This window comes from Pseudomonas sp. KH_021 (assembly GCF_057838865.1).
Genome location: NZ_CM174477.1, coordinates 3,037,560 through 3,057,245 on the forward strand (window position 1 = coordinate 3,037,560; position 19,686 = coordinate 3,057,245).

Genomic DNA, 19,686 nt, shown 5'->3' on the forward strand with positions numbered 1-19,686 from the left:
TGATGGTCAATTGTCGCTGTCTTTGTTGTCGACGCGATAAGCGAAACTGAAACCGAAGCCCTGGAAGAGCACCACATCAGCCAATTGCCTGGACAGCTCGCCGGCGCTGGCAAGACGGGTCTTGGGCACATAGAGCATGTCCCCCGGTTGCAGGAAGGCGACCCTGTCGGCCTTGCCGTCGAGCAGCTTGTCGACGTCGTAAGGGTGGGCATCGACCTGGTTGCCGTTGCGCCGCATGATCACCACCGAGTCCAGGCGTGCCTTGATGTTCGGGCCGCGCGCCAAGGTCAGGGCTTCAAGCACCGACACCGGGCGACGGATCGGGAAGGCACCGGGCTGGCCGACCTCACCCAGGACATAGATCTCATTGCTGGCAGTGGACTTGAGCAACACGTCCACACGCATGCGCCCAGGTAACGAGGCATAACGCTCGTTGAGGGTTTTCTCCAACTGATTGATGGTCATGCCTTGCAGTGGGATCGAGCCGATTTCCGGGAAGCTGGCGTGGCCGTCGTTGCCCACGGTAATTTCCCGGCTCATACCGGTGGCGGGGTGGTTCAGGGCGTTTTTCAGGTTGTTTTCATTACTCAGGGCGGTGATGAGCGAAACACTCATGCCGTCGCGGTTGGGCTGGAAAACGCTTTTGTCGCGGTAGGCTTTCTGAATGGTTTTGCGCGCTTCATCAGTGGTCATCCCGGCGATGTGCACCGGTGTGTTGAGATTGCGCAGTTGGATGGTGCCATCGGGTAACACCAATTGATTGCCATTGAGTTGACTGGCCGAGTCGAAGCTCAGCGCCACCGTGTCCCCGGACTGGACCCGATACGCCTCCGAGCCACTGGTGCTGATATGGAAAATCACGTCCAGGACGTCCTGAGGCCTCAGTACCTGTTCTGTCTTCGACACCTCCATGGCCTGGGCATCGGCCTGGTCGGCGGTGAGGATCTGCACTGGCATCTTTGCCTCTTGCTGGCTGGAGCAGCCAACCAGGGGCAATAACATCAACGCAAGTATTCTGGCTTTCATGGTCGTGTCCTTGGAGTTATCCCGGGCCTTGAATCAGAGGTGTCTATAGAGCCACTTGGGCATGTAGTACCGGCGTCGGTTGAACACGCTGCCGATCAATGTCGCGCCAGCCTGGGTCAGGCGGTGGGCAGCGGCCTGGGCGACCTCCCAACGCGTGTCTTCGGCCTGCACCACCAGGATCACGCCATCGACCAACGTGCTGATCACCAGGGTGTCGGCGGCGGCATACACCGCGTCACTGTCGATGACGACGAAGCGGTATTGCTCGACCAGTTGTTTGAGCAAAGGCCGAACACATTCCGGCCTCAGGCGATCGTTTCTATGGTTGTCACGGCCCACAGGCAGCACGTCGAAGGACAGGGAAGACATATGCACGATGCAGTCCTCCACAGGCGGGGTGTTTTCTGGGTTGAACAACAGGTCCCGAAAGCCGCGCACCTTGTGCAGCCCCAGTCGCTGGCTGACGTTGGTGGCGTTGGCGCTGACGTCGACCAGCAGCACCGGGCCGCTGGTCATGCCCGCCAGCTGGCTGGTCAGCGCCAGGGCACTGGTGGTGGTGCCGGTGCCGGTATTGGCCGCGGTCAGCATGAGGAGCCGCTGATTCTGGTCGAGCACCGTCGAGGTCAGATTGATCTCGCTGGGACTGACGATGCTCAAGCTTCGGGCTGATGATGAACCGTCCATTTCAACTTGCTCCTTGGCCACTGAAGACTTTAAAGGGGGTTTTCAACAAAATGATCAGATCAAGCTTGAGGCTTTGCTCGGCGATGTAACTCAGGTCGAGTTCCACCCGTTGGTCAAAATCGATGTTGCTGCGCCCAGAGATCTGCCACAGGCCGGTCATGCCGGGGTAAATGCTCAGGCGCGCCAAATGGCTGTCTTTGTAGCGGTAGGCGTTGAATGACGTGGGACGAGGGCCGACCAGACGCATGTCGCCCTTGATCACGTTGATCAGGTTGGGCAGTTCATCCAGGCTGCTCTTGCGCAGAAAACGGCCGATGCGCGTCACGCGTGGATCTTCGTCGATCTTGAAGTCGATGGAATCGGCACCGTGCTTGTTCAGATGGCGCAACGACTCCTTGAGGGACTCGGCGTTGACCACCATGGTGCGGAACTTGAACATGCCAAAGCAGCGGCCGCGAAATCCGGTGCGCCTTTGCACAAAGAACACCGGCCCCGGGCTTGAGCACTTGATCGCCGCGGCTATACCCAACAGCAGCGGTGCGATCATGACCATGATCGTCATCGCGCCGAAGCAGGCGACAACACGGTTGGTGCGCGACAGGTTCCAGGGTCGTCCACCCGGTCGATCGGTGATCCAGCTTCTGCCTTGGCGATGGATCGCTGCATCGATGCGCAGGCGATGGTTGGGGTCCAGGCGTTTGTCCTGTTGCAAGCCTTGCAGGGCTGCATCTTTTGGTTGTCCGGTCATCGAATATTGTCCTCAAGCAGCGTGGACAATGCAGGTTCATGTAGAGACGCAACTGCACGCTGTAATGACTTGATTTTGTTGTGGTCCACATCCATACCGGTCACGTTCTGACCCACCTATCCTGAACCCAATACGCTCACGTCCATGCCGGCGTGTTGCCAGGTTCTGGAGGGGCGTAAGCGATTTGAAACTGTTAAAAGGGGTATAGACCAGTGGTGCGTAACCGTGTCAAGGAACTGTCGTTCGTACAGGCTAAAGGGCACTATCAGACAGTGGCCTATTGGAATCAATTTGCTCTTTAATCAACTATTTACAGGAGCCGATGGCGGCGTAATCAATCTTTCTGTGAATCGATGAACGGTCAATTAAAACAATAAGCAAACGGCGTGCATTCAAACAGTTGGCGCGCCACCCAATAGTGTGGCAGGCAAGTCGACTTGTACTTTGAGTGGCGGATGCTAAGTTGACCTCATTGCCTTGCGCCGCCACGCATCAATGAGGGTTTGCCGGTGAAATACCTGAAGGAATTACTGCTTTCTATCTATCTGCTGATCCGTTACCCAGACTATATAGAACGCATTATATCGATGGGTTTAAGCGGGCCGCTTATTTTATATGTGGGCGTATTGAGTGTGCTGGTGCTCGCATTATTGCTGGCCTCTTATATACGCCAGCGGTGGATTCGCTATGGCGTAGCCTTGTTGTTTTTCAGTTCCGCTGTCAGCTTCGATATCTATTCAAGCGTCACCGCTAACTACCTGACTTACAGCGCTTTCATCTCACTCATCTACTCGGGTGGATTTATTCTTGAGGCCATTTCCCAGTACTACCCGATCATTGTCGCGGCGCTCTTGCGGGGCTTGATACTGCTAGTGGGGATGGGTCTGGCACCCAGGCGCAACTTGCAAAAAATACCGGCTTATTTGACGGTATTAGCACCGATCATGGGAATATTGTTGCTGACTGTCATTTTGTTTGCGCGCAGCGGCGAAGGCGGGCGCGGGTTGCCCATTATGTTCACACCGCTGGCCTATTTGAACCTGTTTGCCTATGAGTCGGTACACGACACCGTCGGCCCTCGTGAACCAGTGAAGTTGCCGCGTAATGGAGGAAAGATTGGGCATGATGTGGTGCTGATCATCGATGAAAGTGTGGCGGGAAACTACCTGGACTTGAACGCCGAACAGGGCGTGCACAGCAATCTGGAGTCGCCGCCTATTGGAGTTTCTATCGTTAACTATGGTTATGCCGCCTCCATCGCCAACTGCAGCGCCGACACCAATGTCACCCTTCGCTATGGCGGCACGCGGGCCGATTACCTGAAGATGAATGCCACCCTGCCTTCTGTCTGGCAATACGCCCACCAGGCCGGCCTAGGCACGGTCTATGTGGATGCACAACGCACCGGTGGGCATCTGCAAAACCTGATGACAGACCTTGAGCGCCAGGATATTGACGAGTTTGTTCAGTTCGACGGGGTCAGCGTGCGTGAGCGAGATATGGCGGCCGCGAACACACTCATTGAATTGATCAATGATGGCAAACCGCAGCTGATTATGGTCAATAAAGTCGGTGCTCACTTTCCCGTGCATGACAAGTACCCGGACGCGTTCATGGTCTATCGCCCGGCCCTGCCCAGGGGCCATTTCACCGAGGTGGCCGATACCGGTGAGCGCACGGGCTTTGGTGGCCAGGTAGATGACTGGACGCTCTACCGCAATGCCTACAAGAACACCCTGTCATGGAACGTTGGCGAATTTTTTGCGCGGGTCCTTGCCCAGGCCGATCTGAACAACGCCGTGATGATCTATACCTCCGATCATGGCCAAGACCTGCACGAACGGGGTAACCCAGGCCTCAATACCCATTGCGGCAGCGACCCAGTGGCAGAGGAAGGCGTGGTACCGCTGGTGGTGATCCAGGGTAGTGCCATCCAGGGCCCGGATTGGCAGGCGCAGCTTGCCGCCAATAAAAATCGCTCCAGCCACTACAACATCTTCCCGACCCTGTTGCAGCTGATGGGGTACGATCCGGACGCGATTACACCCGTGTATGGGCGCTCCTTGGCGGTCAGGACGCTGGACGACTTCACCTTCAACACCCGCTTCAATGCGCGGCTGGGTGCGAAACCTGTGTGGAAGCACATTGATCCTTCCCAAGTGGTTACGCCTTCAGCGCCAGACTCAGGGTTGGCGGCGGGGCGGTGACTCAGGGTTTCGGTTCGCGGATGCCCTGGTGTTCGGCCACGGCGCGCAAGGTCCGCAGGGTTTCCATGGGTGCATCGATGACAAACCGATTGGCCAGCCAGGCGGGCACCTCGCCGCCGGGCTCGGCTCGCATCTGATACGTGACACGGGTTTGCCGTGCACCGGTAGGTTCAAAGGTCCACAGCCCCGACAAGTGTGGCACCCGAATAAACCCGGGGACGGGCGGGCGGTAGTTGGGGACTGCGTCGATCTTGCGCAGCAGCTTGCCATCGTCTCGCCGCTCAGTGACCACATGCAGCACCAGGTCACGCGGTTCGGCAGGCCAGGGCAACTGGGTTTTCATGTAGACCCAGGTTTCATCGCCCTGGACTTTGAGCAACTCCATTTGCGCGCAGGCATACAGCCAGGCGCAGGCAACCCGCAAGTTTTCCTGCAGATCCGAGAGCGTCGAAACGTCGGCCTCGATATTCACCACCCCTCGATAGCTTTGGTAACGCGAACCCGGCACTTGGCTCAGGTACACCTTCACACCGTCTTCATCCTTGCTCAGGCGCCAGCGTTCGGCCGCCTGGCCAATGGGCGAGAGCAGGGTGGCAGTGATCAACAGCGCCAGCAGCGATCTGGACATGTCGTATCAGGCCTGTAATCGAGAGCGGATCAGGTTTGCCAGGGTTTCAAGAGTCGTCGTCGGGCCGTGGCCAATCAACAGGAAAGCATGATGGTTGGCAGCCCAATGGACGATGTTCAAGCCATGCCGGCGTTCGTGGGCCAGTGCACTGTCGCCTTCGTGGGGGGTGATGCACAGGGCCAACGGGTTGCCATGGGGGTCCTGATAGGCCAACTGGGCAATCGGCTGGCTATCGTATTGCAACAATTGCGCGCGCCTGAGGGTCAGGCCAGGCAACTGCACCTTTTCAAGGGTCAAGGGAAGCACCATGCGCTCGCTCACGGTTGCCAGTTGGGCGCGCTGGCTGGCGGTATCGACCGGTAGATTCTCCAGCGTGCTACGGGTGTACAAGGCCATGTAATCAGCCACATGCCCGCGCCAACTCGCAGTCGACGGACGCGCACGGGCGATCCAGCCCAGCCAGGCGCGATCCGCCAGCACGCCGAAGGCAAATAGCCCCGCTGCCGCCGCAATCAACTGCCGACGACCGATCCCTGCGATACGCACGGGCGCAGCGGGCGGACTAGGCAAGCCCGCGAGCATTGAAGCCAGGCGCTGCTCAGGTGCCTTGACGAGCAACTCATCGAAGGCTTGGGCGAGCGGGGCACAGCTTTGCCGTAGCCATGCCAGGCGCGCAGCCACGGAGGGATCGGCATCGATTTGCGACTGTACCCGACGGGCTGTGAGGGGCTCGAGTTCACCGTCGATCAGCGCAGTGAGGGTCTCATCGCTCAGCGGGCCTTCAGAATGCGAGCTCATGGCAGGTCTCCTGCTGTGGGTGAGCCCTGGGCCAACTTCGCCCGGGCGCTGGCCAGGCGGCTCATGACCGTGCCCACCGGTACGTCCAACAGTTGCGCCACGTCGCGGTAGGCCAACCCTTCGACGTAGGCGAGAAACAGTGTTTCGCGCTGGGCCGAGGGCAGGGCGGCGATCTGCCGCAAGACTTCATTGGCATAGACGTGAAGCTGGGCAAGCTGCTCACCATCGACCGCCAGCACCTGCTCGGCGTCAACCTGGCCTTGGCCGCGGCGTAGGCGTTGGGCGCGCAATTCGTTGAGCCAGACTGAGCGCAGGATGCTGAACAACCAATGGTCCAGGCGGCTGCCAGGGGAGAATTGGGCGGCACGCTCGAGCGCCCGCACGCAGGTGGCCTGCACCAGGTCTTCGGCCCATTGTGGCTGACGTGACAAGACCAGCGCATATCGCCACAACCGTGGCAGTTGGGGGGCCAACAGGTCGCGCATTTCGGTTGACGCCGCGATGGTCGCCTCCGCAGACAAGCACTGATGTTCATAGGGTTTCTGGGTGTGCGATAGACGCCGACAAGTCCTCATAGGACTCACAATGGCGCCCGCACAAGCGTTCGATCGTTTGCAATTGCTCCTGCGCCAGGTCCAGGCGTCCCTTGAGCACATAAGCCTCGCCCAAGTATTCGCGTACCAGCACGTACTGCGGATCCAGTTGCACTGCCTTCAGATAGTAGCCGATGCCTTCATCCACGCGACCCAGCTTGCGCGTGGCGTAGCCGCGGTAGTTGAGCGCTTGCGGGGTGTTGGGTTGCTTGAGTGTGTCGAGCAGGTCCAGCGCTTGTTGGTAACGTTCAAGCTTGGCCAGGTGATAGGCATAGGCGGCGCGGTCGGCATCCTGCAGGTGCTGGCTGGTTTGCAGCACGCAGCGACGGATGGTGCTGTCCCAGACTTTGCCTTTGGGGCAGGAGGGCACCGGTGGCCCATCGCCGTCTCCATTGGCGAGGGCGGTGCCTGCTAGCAGAAATATAGCCAGGCAGACGAGCATGATCAGCCAGTGTTTGCGCCATAGCGGCCCGTTGGGAGTGTTCATGGGCGAATCTCCAGAGAGTGGCCGACATGAACACTTGAGCAAGGTTGTTTATTCAATGTAGGAGCCGGGTTTACCCGCGATGAAGACGACGCGGTCTACCGGATGAACCGCGGCGATCCCATCGCAGGTAAACCTTGCTCCTACAACGATAGGATCGCCGCCGTTCAGTCAGCCTTGTCCACCGCATCCAGCGCTCGCGCCGAATACACCAGTGCCGCCCCGGCGTTCATCGCCACGGCTACGCCCAGGGCTTCGGCGATTTCTTCGCGGGTGGCGCCTTGCTTGACGGCTTCGGCCGAATGCACGGCGATGCAGCCGTCGCAGCGGGTGGTGACCGCCACGGCCAGGGAAATCAACTCTCGGGTCTTGGCGTCCAGATGGTTGGTCTTGGCCCCCGCACCGCTGGCGGTCAGGTAGCCACTGACAGTGTCGGGGGACAGTTGCTTGAAGGCGCGAGTACCGGCCATCAACTGCTTACGGTAGGCATCCCAGTCCATCATGCTCATTGTCTTCACCTTTTTCTTTGGAGTCGGCTAAGGACATTCAAGCTAGTTTTCCAGCGGCCGCTACGCCGTTGGTCGATGGACGGGAAAGCCTGCTCCTTCAGTCTTCAGCCTTCCTGTGGGCTGGGGACTGCCTGGCGATTGCGCCGCACGAACTGGTAGGCCACGGCCAGCAGGACAAACCACAGCGGTGTCACGATCAGTGCCTGGCGGGTGTCGGCCTTGAGCGTCAGCAGCGCAGTGATGAAGGCGAAGAACGCCAGACAAACCCAGCTCATCCATACGCCACCGGGCATTTTGTAGCGCGAGGCACGGTGCAGTTCAGGACGGTTTTTGCGATAGGACAGATACGACAGCAGGATGATCGTCCAGACGAACATGAACAGAATCGCCGAAACGGTGGTGATCAGCGTGAAGGCCTCGACCAGGTCAGGGATCAGGTACACCAGCAGCGCGCCGGCGGTGAGGCAGATGCAGGAGAAAATCAGCCCATTGGAAGGCACTGCGCGCTTGGACAGTTGCTGGAATGCCCGTGGGCCATGGCCTTCCTGGGCCAGGCCGAACAGCATGCGACTGGTGGAAAACACGCCGCTATTGGCCGAAGAGGCCGCCGAAGTCAGCACCACAAAGTTGATGATACTGGCTGCCGCGGGCAACCCGGCCAACACGAACAGCTCGACGAATGGGCTCTTGCCCGGCATCACATCGCGCCAAGGCGTCACGGCCATGATCGCCACCAGGGCGAACACGTAGAAAATGATGATCCGCAGTGGAATGGAATTGATCGCCCGTGGCAGGTTGCGCTCCGGGTTCTTGGCTTCGGCGGCCGTGGTACCGACCAGTTCGATGCCGACGAAAGCGAACACGGCAATCTGGAAGCCTGCGAAAAAGCCCATCAGCCCGTGGGGGAACATCCCGCCGTCGTTCCACAGGTTGGTTATCGAAGGCACACGCCCGGCTTGGGACGCATCGCCGGCAGCGACCATGTAAAAGCCCGTACCGACCAAGGCGATGATGGCAACGATCTTGATCATCGCGAACCAGAATTCCACTTCACCGAACATCTTCACGGTGATCAGGTTCAGCGACAGCAGCAGGCCGACGCACGACAAGGCGGGGGCCCACTGGGGCAAGTCGGGGAACCAGAACTGCGAATAGGCCGAGATGGCGATCACATCGGCAATGCCGGTGATGATCCAGCAGAACCAGTAGGTCCATCCGGTGAAAAAGCCGGCCCAGGGGCCAAGCAGGTCGGTGGCAAAGTCGATAAAGGATTTGTACTTGAGGTTCGACAGCAGCAGCTCGCCCATGGCACGCATGACGAAGAACAGCATGAAGCCGATGATCATGTAGACAAAGATAATCGACGGCCCGGCCAGACTGATGCTTTTGCCAGAGCCCATGAACAGGCCGGTCCCTATCGCACCGCCGATGGCGATCAACTGGATGTGGCGATTGGACAGATTGCGTTGCAGGTCGGTTTCGGTTCCCGCGGGCGGGTGAGCATGAGGTTGAGTCATTATCGGGGTTCCATTTTGTGAACGTCGTTATTGTTATTCGCTACATCATGGCGCAGCACCTGGGTGCAGCCATGAATGGAAAGCAAGAGCGATGCCAGCTTTCGAAATACGTATTTAGATCAGCCTGTTGCGATATGAATATCTTGTTGAGCGATAGATAGTGCTGGAGCGAAATCGCTACGTCTAGTGCGACTTATGGCCACAAGGGGCTATGGAAAGCGGGCTTTCGACGGGTGGGTCGAAATCGATACGGTGTTTTGAAATCGTTACGGGTCGATGCAGTCTGTGATCGCGGTGCGGCCATCGCGAGCAAGTCGGAGCGCCGAACCGTCTGCTCCTACAAGTGCTATACCTACTGTGCTTTTATTTCCTCCATGGAGCAGCCACAGCATGAAAATGGCCTTGATGATGGGCGCATTGTGCATGACCGGTTTGACGCTTGCAGGGTGTTCGAGCAGTACGGTCCAACCTGATGAATATTCAGGCTTCTTGAAAGATTACAGCCAGCTCAAGGCGGCCAAGTCCCCCTCGGGCGCCGACGTGATGCGCTGGATGGACCCGGACCTGAAGCTGTCCAGCTATAAGAGCGTTTATATCGAACCCAGTCAGTTCTACCCCAAGCCGGAAGCCACGACGCGTATCCCGCAATCCACATTGACAGGCATCACCCAATACTACGACCAGGCCCTCAAGCGTGAACTGGGCAAATCCATGCCGCTGGCGACCAGCTCAGGGCCAGGCGTTATCGTTGTAAGGCCAGCGATCACCGCAGTCAGCACTAAAACCGAAGGCCTCAAGGCTTACGAAGTGATTCCCGTGGCATTGGTGGCAGCGGCGGTCAGCACGGCATCTGGCATTCGCGATCAAGAAACCGATATCGCAACCGAAGCGGTGTTCCTGGATGGCGGAAACAACAAGGTGGTGGCCCAGGTGGTACGTAAAGGGTCAGGCAAGGTGCTGGATAATGACAGCCAGGTCATGGTCGCGAATGATGTTAAGACGGTGCTGGATGGTTGGGCATCCGACCTCCATCAGTCTTACCTGAAGCTGAAGAATCGCTAGCCCGACACATGGCGTTTGTCTGTAGCAGGCAATCTGTGCCAAGCTTTATTGCCTTATTTTTCAACAGGGTATGTTGGCGAAAGTCGATATGACCTGAAATTGCTCAAGCCATGGCGACCCGTTTCAAGGGCCGCAATGGCTGTGTAGCTGCAGACAGGATCCTGGCGTGCCCGATTTACCCGCAATCACCGAACCCCTGAGCGCTGTGCAGAACCCGCTGGTGCAGTACCTCAATCGCCTGGTGCCCTCCAGCCAGTTGACCATGAAGTATGTGCTGCAGGACGCCGCCGACCGGCTTGGGTTCGAAGACGCCGACATCCGCGACGTGCCCTGGCATTTGCTGCAGCCTGGTCATATTACAGCGCTGGTGGCGGCCTTGAGGGAAGACGGCTATGCGCCTAATACTTCGTCCCTCTACGTCAACGCGGTGCGTGGCGTCATGAACGAAGCCTGGCGACTGAACTTGATCGACCAGGACCACCTGCAGCGCATCCGTTCGGTAAAACCTGCCCAAGGCACACGCCTGACCAACGGCCGTAACCTCAAGCGCAGCCTGATTCGTGAGTTGATGGACGTTTGCGCTGCCGACCCGCGCCCCCAAGGGCTGCGCGACGCTGCCGTGATTGCCTTGCTCTATGGTTCGGGCATGCGCAAGTCTGAATCGGTCAACCTGGACCTGGGCCAGATCGACTTTGCCGAGCGCAGCCTGCAAGTACTCGGCAAAGGTAACAAGCAGCTGATCAAGTACGCACCCGCCTGGGCTTTTGACAAGCTCAATGCCTGGCTGGATTTCCGTCGCTCTCAGTTACCTGAAGGGCAGGGTGACGACGAGTTCCTGTTCAACCGCATTCGCCGTGGCAGCCATATCACCCGCGAACGCATCACTAAACATGCGATCTACTACATCGCCCGCCAGCGCGGCGCCCAGGTCGGTGTAAAAATCATGCCCCATGATTTCCGCCGCTCATTCATTACCCGGGTGATCGAAGAGCACGATTTGTCGATTGCGCAAAAGCTGGCTCACCATACCAATATCCAGACCACCGCCAACTACGACGTGCGTGATGACAACGAGCGGCGGCGGGCGGTGGATCGGTATGATTATTGATTTGAGCTAGTCGGCGCTGACTTTCCAATGCACCGCATCTGCTGGAAACACCACCTGTTCGACCCTCTGTGCAATCCCGCAGGTCAACGAATCCCGAGCCGCGATAACGCGCTCTTCAGCCGATAGGCATTTGAAGATATCCAGCGGCTCATCGGCGTTTTCCGTGACTTCCTGATAAATATCAGCATAACGCTGCAAGTCGTTGTTAAGGCTGAAAAAATACTCTCGCAACCGGGAGTGCTCGACCGAGGTCTGGCTGAAGTACCAGTTCATGGGATGGATCAAAAATCGTGAATGGGGCGAGGCAATCCGCTCAGTACCGGCCAGAAAAACCACGATACCCATGGATTCGATATTGCCGGCATTGATAGTACGGATTGGCACCGGCAAGGATTTGATGAAGGTATAGAGGGTAAAGCCAAAGTTGGTGCTGCCACCTGAGGTGGAAAGATTGAGCCAGAGAGAAGTGGCGCCCTTGTCGAGGGCTTCCAGGCAGCGGTCCCGAAAGCGTTCGTGGGTACCCTGATCGATGTGGCAATGGAAATGGACGATATGTTGGCTCACCAATCCGATCCTTGTGCAAATAAAAAGGGCCGAGACGCAAGCTTGGCTCGCGTCCGGCCCTCGGTCAACCGATCAACTAAGCGTTGCGGCCACCACCGCCGGATTTGCCGCCTTTTTTATCATCGGCAGGCATTTTTTTGCTGCGGTCTTGTGGCATGTTGCCGCCCGATGCGCCGCCAGACGAGGCCTGGCCTCCTTTTTTACCGGCGCTCGATGCTTTTTCGCGGTCATTGGAAAAGTTTCCTGGGTTCGACTTGCCAGTGTTAGCCATGATTCTTTACCTCTGGTTATTTTCAGAGGCGCACGCTGCGCCTCACATTGCTTGTGAAAGGCAAACCGGGGCAAAGTTTAAAAATCATGCAAGCGGCTGACAAACGGCAATTTCGGTGAAACAAGCGGTAGTCTGCGCACAAGTTAAGAGCACCTTGTTCTGCGACAGCTTCCAGGAGTAGCTGAGGAGCGATTCTCATCGATATCTGTGCGGTAGTTGGAGCATGCTCCCCCAGCCCGTCAGTGCGATGCGCGCATCACGTTTTTTTTGTATTCCGCGGCCAGCACCTCGACCCATGGATTCTTTTCATAAATCACGTCATCAATGCGGCTGACCTCGGTGATTTCCATGGCGGTGCCACATAGAAAGGCGCCGTCAAAGTGACCCAGTTCCGAGCTTGAAATATCGCGCTGCACAATCTGCAAATCCAGTGTGTGAGACAGTTCGTCAATGATGACGCGACGGGTGATGCCTGCCAGGGCCATTTCGGTGGTCGGTGTAATGAGTTGGTTTCCTTTCAAAAAAAAGACGTTGGATCCACTCGACTCGCACACGGTGTCAGTCGTCGAAAGGAACAGCACATCGTCGAATGCGTCACCTTTGTCACGAAAGCTCAAGAAACTGAGCGCATACGTGGACGAGTTTTTTGCCTGATAGGGGTGACAGTGAGCCGGTGCTCGGCGCCAATTGGCAATCGTCAGCCGGTAAGGTGTGGTGGAGGACTTGGGGGCGAATGGCAGGACAAATATCATTACTTTGCTGCGACAGCCGCGCCCCATGAAACTGACGTCGGCGTCGTCGTAGAACACGACGATTTTAATGTACGCGTCTACAAGTCCGTTTCGCGCCAGCAGTTCATTGCAAGCGTCGGTCAGCGTGGCGTTGCAGTAGTGCAATTCGTGTTTGAACACCTGCGCCGACTGTTGCAGACGGTGCAGGTGTTCCTCGCATTTAAAAATTCTTGCGCCGTAACTGCGCATTCCCTCGTAGACCGACGAGGCATAAGAAAGCGAGTGAGTGACGGGTGAAAAAGTTATCTGATCCGCCTGGAGGTATTGGCCGTCCAGCCACGCGATTGCCTTAGACATGATCCATTCCCTAGTTGATTATTGAGGTGATTTTTATGGCAACGCGGGGGATTCAGTGATTGACGACTTCACGTGCGGTCAGTGCGTTGTAGAACTCGCCCTTGATCAAGCCTTCGCCTTCGTAGCTGTTCGGACGTCCACCTTGAAGCTCGAGTTCCTTGATGATGGATTCGTAGTCGTCCACGGGGACAATTCTGAAGTCCATGCTCACCCGCGTCATGTTCTCAGTGTTCTCTGCGGTCCCGTGTAACAGCCGTGGATCGAACATCAGACACTGGCCATAACGAAGGTTGGTCGGCATGGCATCCGTCCGAAGGTCCGCCATCAATTGTGGGCGTTGCTTTGCATAATCGAAAAAAGCGACCCGGCTGTCCTTGTATTCGTCGTAGCTGTAATCCTGCTCTTGGGCGAACGCTTTCAGGGTGCAGATGCTGGTGTGCTTCGAGCAAACGCTGAGTGCTGCTGTATTCTTCACGTCGCAGAATGGCAACCACATGTTGATTTGCTGGAAGTAATCGCCCAGCAGGGTGTCCGAATGGTGAGTGAATAATTCACCGTCCGGCAGCCTGTAACGATCATCCAGTTTTGCGGGGATGTGGTAGCGCACCAACGGGTTATGTTCGAACACGAAATCGAAACCCAGGTGTTGGCTGAGCCAATTAACAAATTTGTAGTACTCCTCGATCATTGGCGGCCCCAGTGTTTGTAGCGGGTCATGCCAATGGCCGGAGTCCTCCAGGTGCTGACTGATTTCTTCCCGACTAAGGCATTCATGAATCTTGTTCAGCGGAAAATCATTTCTGAGGTTGTAGATACCGACCAGCGTCTGCTGAAGTGTACCGGCCAGGTCAAAGGTCGACGTCGAGTAATCGATAATCGAGATGCCATTCTCTATTATGTGTTCACTATTGAGTTGCCGGTTTATATCAAAAAAAGACATGAAAAAACTCCTTGCTAATTGTCTCTCTTGGTTGAAAATTCATGCATTTGTTTTTGCTGGCCCGTTCTGATGGGAATTAGCCAGTTTTCCAGGTCGACCACCAGATTGGAACCCATGCGTTTTTTTACATCGATGGCGCCGCGACCCAGACAACTCATCTTGAATCCCAATTCGTCAGCCACTCGATACAGCTGGTAGTAATCGCTGACGTATAAGTTAAGTCCCGGTGGCACCTGACTGCGATCTTGACCTTGTACCAATTGGGAGAAGACGCCGTGTTGCTCATCCGCGTAACTCAGGGAGCCATAGACAGGCACATTGTTCGATTTTTCGTAGTTCATTTTTATGTAGTACTTTGAACCTTCCGTTGAGCGTGCCAGCCCCTGCATCGCCTCAAGGGAATAGAGGCTCCTTACGTGCTGATATTTGTCCACATTGAACGACTGCAGCGTTGAAAAGGCTTTCAGCACTTCACTGTCTTCAGGCAATTCGCTGAGGCGATACACCTGTGTATGGCAAAGGTCCTCGGTCCTTCGGGTCAGGCGTATCATTTCTTTGTACGGCTTTCTGCCCATAATCGTGAGCAGGCAATCGTCCAGGTTTCCCTCAACGCGCAGATACGCGACTTGCATGAAGGGCACCGGAATAATGTCTGTTTCGTATTGTTGGCGCAGCGAGCTGCTGGTCTTTTCCAAGGACGGTACCAGTAGCCAGTCGGCGGTATGTGCCTCTTGTATCAATTGGTTCAAGAACTGCGGCTCCGGCTGCGCGGTGACCGGCAGGTAAAAAAAACCGGGCGCCACATAGGCCTGTTCCTCATGCAGGGGGCTGTGCTGATCCACCGTCCCCTTGAGCGTTGCTTCCCAGTGGGCAATCCCGCTCAAGGGCAGTTGTGGGTTAGAGATGCCATAACTGATACAAAATGCATCCCGCTGCGCGTGCAACTCCATGTTGACGATCCTTGTATAACGGCTTGTGAGGATGTGTTTATGCTGTTTTTTCAACCAGGCGCTTTTCATGGTTGAAGTTGAAGTTCCTGTTTCCAAGCGTGGAAAGTTCAGGGTTGTGCGTGATGATGAAAAACAAGGTTTGCGGCAGCGCAGTAATCACTTTCTTGATGAGTTGCAGTTCTTCGGCACTGCTTAGCTCCGAGGTGGCCTCGTCGAGAATGGCAATGGCCGGCGTATTGATAGTCAGGTCAAGCAACGCGAGTCGTTGAAGTTCTGACTTGCTCAGGTTCATTTCACCACTCCAGGGAACCTGTTGATTAAAACCATCCGGCAAGCGCTCGACGATTTCCGACAGTCCAAGATAAGCCGCTCGCTGATAGAGCTCTTCCCCTGACGGGCTATTGAAATGTTCGATCAGCAAACCCGGTTTGAATATCGGACTGGAGGTCAGTAACTGCACGTCCTCGGCATGTTGTCGTGCCAGATATCCATCAATGCCACCCAGTGTAGATATCTGCCCCATACTTGGCAGCAAGCTGCCCACCACCAGATTGGCAAAGGTTGATTTGCCAACGCCGCTGGCTCCCATGATCACCACCACATCATTCTCGTGAAACGCCTGGTCGAATTGTTCGAGCACCGTTGTTCCGCTGCGCGGGTTAACAAACGTGACGTTTGAAAACGACACCAGTGGCGCATTGTCACGAGCCTGTTGGCGTCTTGGCGCTGTCGCCGGGAAGGTGCCAGCCACCACCAGGCGATCGGCGCTATCGAGGACTTGTCGCAGTTCCACCGCGCATCTGCCCATGCGGGCAAAAATTGCAATCAGGCTGTAGGAGAGACTCACCGCCAGCACGTTAGCTATGGTGGCTTTACCAGTTGCGTGAAAGTAAATCGTTGAAGCCATGATACCGAACAGGAAAAAAATGCCCATCAAGTCCAGTTTGTAGCTGTACCAGCGACGCGTCGCGGCGTTATCCAGAGAAGTGAAGGCCCGAGTGGCCAGGCTGGCGCTCAACCAGTTTAGGATGCTTGAGTTGTTCGCGGTGCTGTCAAATCGGCCGCCATCCCAGTTCAGCGCTTGAACGCGTGAAAACAACACGGAGGTCGCGTCAATTTCTCGGGTATTGGACCTCTGCAACAACTCGCCGGAGCGTCTTGCCCCCCGCCAGTAACACAGGCCGATGAGAATGAACGGAAACAGTACGTAGATGTTGTTCAGAACGACGTAGCCGGCGGTGACGGTCAGCAAGGTTGCCGCGCCGACGGTTTCCAGCATCAGAGCGGGCAATACTTCATCAACGCGCCGCTGGTCCCATGTCAGCTTGTTTTGGCTGTCGCGATTGACTTTCTGGGTCAGGCGCTCATCCAGGCCAGGGTTCATCAAATGGGAGAAGTAGCGGATGCATTGTACCGACGCCGCCTCAATGCTTTTCCTGACCGTCATCAACGCTCCGGATATCGACAGTAAGGCACTCACCAGTAAAACGCTGGCCAGTCCGATCAAGGATGCGTGCAGGTGAGTACTCAGATAACCGCTGGCGATCAGGTAGTCGCCGGCAATGGTGAACACTTCTTTGAGCGCCAGCAGGGTGAATGCAACAAGCGTAATGGTCCCCATGCCAAAACCCATCAGGCTGCTGGTCATTGACTTGGAACTGACGTGAGGCTGCTCTGCCGGGTCGTTTGCCGTCGAGCGATCTGCCTCTGGCGCCGACCGGACAGAAACAGTACGTAAAACCGGTGCGGCGGCAAGTCGAGAGCGGGCGGCAGCGTGATGGATTTGCACCCCAGTGACCATGCCGTCAGAGACAGTCCAGACTTCCTCGGCGGCGTCTTTTTCTTCTGGTTTGTCCGTGACGAACATCACCCTGGTGTCGCGCCACGGGCCTTGCAGCAGTGACGTCAACAATCCCGCGGCTAGCGTTTCGTCCAGCCCCGAGGTGGGTTGATCAATGTAGATCCACTCTGGCTGCGCCACCAAAGCGCGGACCAGTTCGACGCGTTTGCCCTGGCCTCTGGAAACGTCCCAGTGGGAATTGATGCCTTGGTTCCGCTCGTTGATGTAATCGAGGTAAAACTGCTCGGGCAAGCGTGCTAGAGCGACGGCATTTCGCACCTCTTCGTCTGAAAAGTCCCGGCGATAGAGACTCAGGTTTTCGCCAAGACCGCCGGCAAATATCCACGGCTCGTCCGGAATGAAAATCGCTTGGCCGGCAGCCTCAGGAAAACGTTGCGCACAGTTTCTCAGCACGGACGTCTTGCCACTGCCTGCGGCACCGACGATAGCGATATGTGTTGCCGTCGTGGAAGGCATCGTTGGCATTTCGGGAGGGGGTGTACTGGGTTCACAACCATCAAGGTATTGCTCTATATGCTGGTGACCGACAAACCCTTGAGAGATGCTTTGCACAATGTTCGGAATATTATTGGCGACCGATCTCAGTCCACCGATCAATGCGATGGCGGCAAGCACCCCGGGCGCATCGACGTGGCCCAGGTAGACCAGTTGCAACAGGGCCGAGCTCAACAGCGCGGCGATGGGCGTCATGGTCGAGATCAAGCTGATGGCTGCTACCAGACGGGCAGCTTTTTTCAGGGAGGCTTCTTCAAGGTTTCGTTTGGTGGCATAGTCGCGAATCAATTCGGTGTTCCAGTTTTTCAGCCAGGCCTGGCGCCGATTTTTTGTCGCGAATGTCCCTATTTCTATGCGCTGAGTGGAGTTCAACGACAGCTGTTCATAGGTCATGCTCAGTCGTTGGGCAATCCAGAACACGGTCAGTGAACTGCCGGCAATGACGGCCAAGGCGGCCACTGCACTGACACCCAGGGCAAAAAAGAAAAACGTGGACGTGAAGATGATCGTTGCAAGTGCCAGGGTGATCGTGACCAACCCTGACCATGACGATTCGACACGTGCCGCTTCGCGGTCAAACAACGCGGTCAGGCTGAGCGGGAAAGCGCCACTCTGTGCAGCAGTCCTTTTGAGTAAAACCCGCTGTTCCACATAAGAACGACTGCCGACACCGACCAGCTCAGCCAGAAAGAACGTGTGGTTGAGTGCGAGCCAGGCGCAGTAAGTCAGCGCCAGGCAGGTGGCGCCCTGCGTGATGTTCGAGAGGACTGGTGAGTCACCCTGCATGAGTTGCGCCAGCAGTGATTTGAGGGTGATTGCGGCGCCAAAAGCCGCAGCGGCATGCACCCCGATCGCCACCAGCGCCAACATGACATCCCGTTTGAGGGCTACAAAAATCCTGATATGAAGCCGTCCTTTCCCGGTTCCCCGCGCATCATGGATGACTGCCTTGCACCAGCGTTGCCAGCGGGAAGCGTGGACTGAATGTGCACCTCGATTTCGTTCGGGGTCAGGCGTCCGAAACCACAGGATCGTCTTCAGGATTTCTGCAATCTTCATGAGGGCCTGCTATATACCGGCACAGGTTGAGGAGTGGTGGTTGTTGCGTGCACCGGGTGATCCGAACAGGCGATATCGGAAAATCGATCGCACAGCAGGGTGATCATGTTCCAGCCTTCGCTCAGGGTTTCACGCAGCTCTTCGATTTCCTTTGGCGACGCCTGGTTCAGCAGTTCTATGCCCATGCTGACGTGGCTGCCATCGTCTTCACCATGTTCCTGAAAGTGCGGCATGCTGGCGAATACCCGAGCGGCCTCGCTATGAAAAATCTCACCGCTGCCTTCCAGTACGACGTGCATCAGCAGCGTCTTGACCATGTCACTCTTGTAGAGCATCTGGTGCCTGAACCATTCCATGGTGGAATGAAAGGCGGCATCCGAGACGGGCGAATGGTGAGCATCGCGTTGATTGCGCAGGTTGTTGTTATGCCCCAGCTCTTCCACAAGGTGCTCAAGGGCAACTTTTTTGTGTGCAGGGTCACGCGTCATCGCCACGCGGATATGCAGCAGGTCCTGAAACATGTCTGCCCAGGTCTGCAGGCAGTCGAGAAGTTTTTCGCGCACTTCGGGTTGATCGATTGACGGCGAATTGACCAGCGACAACAGTCGGCTGTTCTTGAAGGTATCCAGATAAGCCTCGTTATCGCGCAACAGCGCATCGGCAGGCTTCGCAGTGTCTGTTTCCGGAGGTATGAAGACGACGTTCGGTCGCGTGGTGTCTTCGTACAGAGCCTTGCCGTTGAACTGGATGGACAGCGCCCAGAAACCCTCGTGGGTGCCTTTGAAACCATGCAAGGAGTGGGGCGGCACCAACACCATATCACCAGCTTCTATACTGCGTTCGGTCGCCCCCAGGGTTTTCCCCGAGCCGTCACAAATCAGGATCAGGCTCGCTTCGGGATGTTGGTGAACCGACAGTTCCTGATCCTTTTCGAGCCGAACCCAACTGATGGCCAGGTCACTTTGGGACGGAATGAACTCAGCCAGCGCAGGATGCTGGGAGAATATTTTTACAACGCCCAAATCGTGCAAGGCGCCATTCACCACAACGCTGTTGAGGGTTTCGATATCGTTCCGGGAGATGACTTCCATTTC

At 56.6% G+C, this 19,686-nt stretch carries 19 protein-coding genes; 3 read left to right on the plus strand and 16 right to left on the minus strand.

Going from position 1 to position 19,686, the window contains the following annotated elements:
• Positions 1 to 6: 6 nt before the first annotated feature.
• The 3 genes from AC3IX4_RS14070 to AC3IX4_RS14080 are packed head-to-tail and all read right to left on the minus strand — an operon-like array spanning position 7 to position 2,458.
• The gene (locus tag AC3IX4_RS14070) at positions 7 to 1,026 is read right to left on the minus strand and encodes a polysaccharide biosynthesis/export family protein (protein WP_489261106.1); all 1,020 of its coding nucleotides are present in this window, start codon (positions 1,024 to 1,026) and stop codon (positions 7 to 9) included.
• A gap of 33 nt (positions 1,027 to 1,059) precedes the next feature.
• Positions 1,060 to 1,710: a CpsD/CapB family tyrosine-protein kinase gene (locus AC3IX4_RS14075; RefSeq protein ID WP_489261107.1), complete on the minus strand. Its 651-nt coding sequence runs from the start codon at positions 1,708 to 1,710 to the stop codon at positions 1,060 to 1,062.
• A gap of 1 nt (position 1,711) precedes the next feature.
• On the minus strand, positions 1,712 to 2,458 hold the full coding sequence (locus AC3IX4_RS14080) for a sugar transferase (protein WP_489261108.1): 747 nt from the start codon (positions 2,456 to 2,458) through the stop codon (positions 1,712 to 1,714).
• Positions 2,459 to 2,967: 509 nt separating this feature from the next.
• Here AC3IX4_RS14080 and AC3IX4_RS14085 point away from each other — a divergent pair.
• The gene (locus AC3IX4_RS14085) at positions 2,968 to 4,665 is read left to right on the plus strand and encodes a sulfatase-like hydrolase/transferase (RefSeq protein WP_489261109.1); all 1,698 of its coding nucleotides are present in this window, start codon (positions 2,968 to 2,970) and stop codon (positions 4,663 to 4,665) included.
• Position 4,666: 1 nt separating this feature from the next.
• On the opposite strand, the gene AC3IX4_RS14090 is transcribed toward AC3IX4_RS14085, so the two are convergent.
• From AC3IX4_RS14090 to cycA, 6 genes are all read right to left on the minus strand, one after another.
• Positions 4,667 to 5,293: an START domain-containing protein gene (locus AC3IX4_RS14090; RefSeq protein WP_489261110.1), complete on the minus strand. Its 627-nt coding sequence runs from the start codon at positions 5,291 to 5,293 to the stop codon at positions 4,667 to 4,669.
• Between the two features lie 6 nt (positions 5,294 to 5,299).
• Positions 5,300 to 6,091, minus strand: coding sequence for an anti-sigma factor family protein (locus AC3IX4_RS14095; protein ID WP_489261111.1), 792 nt, complete (start codon positions 6,089 to 6,091; stop codon positions 5,300 to 5,302).
• Complete coding sequence (locus AC3IX4_RS14100; protein ID WP_489261112.1) at positions 6,088 to 6,576, minus strand: RNA polymerase sigma factor; 489 nt, start codon at positions 6,574 to 6,576, stop codon at positions 6,088 to 6,090. The genes AC3IX4_RS14095 and AC3IX4_RS14100 overlap by 4 nt, the downstream gene beginning before the upstream one ends.
• Before the next feature lie 46 nt (positions 6,577 to 6,622).
• On the minus strand, positions 6,623 to 7,126 hold the full coding sequence (locus AC3IX4_RS14105) for a tetratricopeptide repeat protein (RefSeq protein WP_489261287.1): 504 nt from the start codon (positions 7,124 to 7,126) through the stop codon (positions 6,623 to 6,625).
• Positions 7,127 to 7,335: 209 nt separating this feature from the next.
• Positions 7,336 to 7,677, minus strand: a complete 342-nt coding sequence (locus AC3IX4_RS14110; RefSeq protein ID WP_489261113.1) for a carboxymuconolactone decarboxylase family protein — start codon at positions 7,675 to 7,677, stop codon at positions 7,336 to 7,338.
• 104 nt (positions 7,678 to 7,781) lie between these two features.
• Positions 7,782 to 9,194 (minus strand): D-serine/D-alanine/glycine transporter, encoded by a 1,413-nt coding sequence (cycA, locus tag AC3IX4_RS14115; protein ID WP_489261114.1) that lies wholly within the window; start codon positions 9,192 to 9,194, stop codon positions 7,782 to 7,784.
• A 390-nt stretch (positions 9,195 to 9,584) separates the two neighbouring features.
• Between cycA and AC3IX4_RS14120 the strand changes: the two genes are divergently transcribed.
• Positions 9,585 to 10,256 carry a DUF3313 domain-containing protein gene (locus AC3IX4_RS14120; RefSeq protein WP_489261115.1) on the plus strand — a complete coding sequence of 224 codons (672 nt, stop codon included), beginning with the start codon at positions 9,585 to 9,587 and terminating at the stop codon, positions 10,254 to 10,256.
• 166 nt (positions 10,257 to 10,422) lie between these two features.
• Positions 10,423 to 11,364, plus strand: coding sequence for a site-specific integrase (locus AC3IX4_RS14125; protein ID WP_489261116.1), 942 nt, complete (start codon positions 10,423 to 10,425; stop codon positions 11,362 to 11,364).
• Positions 11,365 to 11,370: 6 nt separating this feature from the next.
• Here the strand turns inward: AC3IX4_RS14125 and AC3IX4_RS14130 are convergent, their stop codons facing one another.
• The 7 genes from AC3IX4_RS14130 to AC3IX4_RS14160 form a co-directional block, all read right to left on the minus strand.
• The gene (locus tag AC3IX4_RS14130) at positions 11,371 to 11,928 is read right to left on the minus strand and encodes an ATP-dependent Clp protease proteolytic subunit (RefSeq protein WP_489261117.1); all 558 of its coding nucleotides are present in this window, start codon (positions 11,926 to 11,928) and stop codon (positions 11,371 to 11,373) included.
• Positions 11,929 to 12,004: 76 nt separating this feature from the next.
• Positions 12,005 to 12,199, minus strand: coding sequence for a KGG domain-containing protein (locus AC3IX4_RS14135; protein WP_489261118.1), 195 nt, complete (start codon positions 12,197 to 12,199; stop codon positions 12,005 to 12,007).
• A 239-nt stretch (positions 12,200 to 12,438) separates the two neighbouring features.
• Positions 12,439 to 13,287, minus strand: coding sequence for an aminotransferase class IV (locus tag AC3IX4_RS14140; protein ID WP_489261119.1), 849 nt, complete (start codon positions 13,285 to 13,287; stop codon positions 12,439 to 12,441).
• 52 nt (positions 13,288 to 13,339) lie between these two features.
• Positions 13,340 to 14,227: a phytanoyl-CoA dioxygenase family protein gene (locus tag AC3IX4_RS14145; protein WP_489261120.1), complete on the minus strand. Its 888-nt coding sequence runs from the start codon at positions 14,225 to 14,227 to the stop codon at positions 13,340 to 13,342.
• Positions 14,228 to 14,241: 14 nt separating this feature from the next.
• Positions 14,242 to 15,246, minus strand: a complete 1,005-nt coding sequence (locus AC3IX4_RS14150; protein WP_489261121.1) for a hypothetical protein — start codon at positions 15,244 to 15,246, stop codon at positions 14,242 to 14,244.
• Positions 15,215 to 18,592: an ATP-binding cassette domain-containing protein gene (locus AC3IX4_RS14155; RefSeq protein ID WP_489261122.1), complete on the minus strand. Its 3,378-nt coding sequence runs from the start codon at positions 18,590 to 18,592 to the stop codon at positions 15,215 to 15,217. The genes AC3IX4_RS14150 and AC3IX4_RS14155 overlap by 32 nt, the downstream gene beginning before the upstream one ends.
• The gene (locus AC3IX4_RS14160; RefSeq protein WP_489261123.1) at positions 18,589 to 19,683 is read right to left on the minus strand and encodes a cupin domain-containing protein; all 1,095 of its coding nucleotides are present in this window, start codon (positions 19,681 to 19,683) and stop codon (positions 18,589 to 18,591) included. The genes AC3IX4_RS14155 and AC3IX4_RS14160 overlap by 4 nt, the downstream gene beginning before the upstream one ends.
• Positions 19,684 to 19,686 lie beyond the last annotated feature (3 nt).

Excerpts from the sequence above, each read along its gene's own strand:
- AC3IX4_RS14070 (WP_489261106.1), bottom strand. The coding sequence starts at position 1,026 with ATGAAAGCCAGAATACTTGCGTTGATGTTATTGCCCCTGGTTGGCTGC.
- AC3IX4_RS14075 (WP_489261107.1), bottom strand. The coding sequence starts at position 1,710 with ATGGACGGTTCATCATCAGCCCGAAGCTTGAGCATCGTCAGTCCCAGC.
- AC3IX4_RS14080 (WP_489261108.1), bottom strand. The coding sequence starts at position 2,458 with ATGACCGGACAACCAAAAGATGCAGCCCTGCAAGGCTTGCAACAGGAC.
- AC3IX4_RS14090 (WP_489261110.1), bottom strand. The coding sequence starts at position 5,293 with ATGTCCAGATCGCTGCTGGCGCTGTTGATCACTGCCACCCTGCTCTCG.
- AC3IX4_RS14095 (WP_489261111.1), bottom strand. The coding sequence starts at position 6,091 with ATGAGCTCGCATTCTGAAGGCCCGCTGAGCGATGAGACCCTCACTGCG.
- AC3IX4_RS14100 (WP_489261112.1), bottom strand. The coding sequence starts at position 6,576 with ATGCGCGACCTGTTGGCCCCCCAACTGCCACGGTTGTGGCGATATGCG.
- AC3IX4_RS14105 (WP_489261287.1), bottom strand. The coding sequence starts at position 7,126 with ATGCTCGTCTGCCTGGCTATATTTCTGCTAGCAGGCACCGCCCTCGCC.
- AC3IX4_RS14110 (WP_489261113.1), bottom strand. The coding sequence starts at position 7,677 with ATGAGCATGATGGACTGGGATGCCTACCGTAAGCAGTTGATGGCCGGT.
- cycA (WP_489261114.1), bottom strand. The coding sequence starts at position 9,194 with ATGACTCAACCTCATGCTCACCCGCCCGCGGGAACCGAAACCGACCTG.
- AC3IX4_RS14120 (WP_489261115.1), top strand. The coding sequence starts at position 9,585 with ATGAAAATGGCCTTGATGATGGGCGCATTGTGCATGACCGGTTTGACG.
- AC3IX4_RS14135 (WP_489261118.1), bottom strand. The coding sequence starts at position 12,199 with ATGGCTAACACTGGCAAGTCGAACCCAGGAAACTTTTCCAATGACCGC.
- AC3IX4_RS14140 (WP_489261119.1), bottom strand. The coding sequence starts at position 13,287 with ATGTCTAAGGCAATCGCGTGGCTGGACGGCCAATACCTCCAGGCGGAT.
- AC3IX4_RS14145 (WP_489261120.1), bottom strand. The coding sequence starts at position 14,227 with ATGTCTTTTTTTGATATAAACCGGCAACTCAATAGTGAACACATAATA.
- AC3IX4_RS14150 (WP_489261121.1), bottom strand. The coding sequence starts at position 15,246 with ATGAAAAGCGCCTGGTTGAAAAAACAGCATAAACACATCCTCACAAGC.
- AC3IX4_RS14155 (WP_489261122.1), bottom strand. The coding sequence starts at position 18,592 with ATGAAGATTGCAGAAATCCTGAAGACGATCCTGTGGTTTCGGACGCCT.
- AC3IX4_RS14160 (WP_489261123.1), bottom strand. The coding sequence starts at position 19,683 with ATGGAAGTCATCTCCCGGAACGATATCGAAACCCTCAACAGCGTTGTG.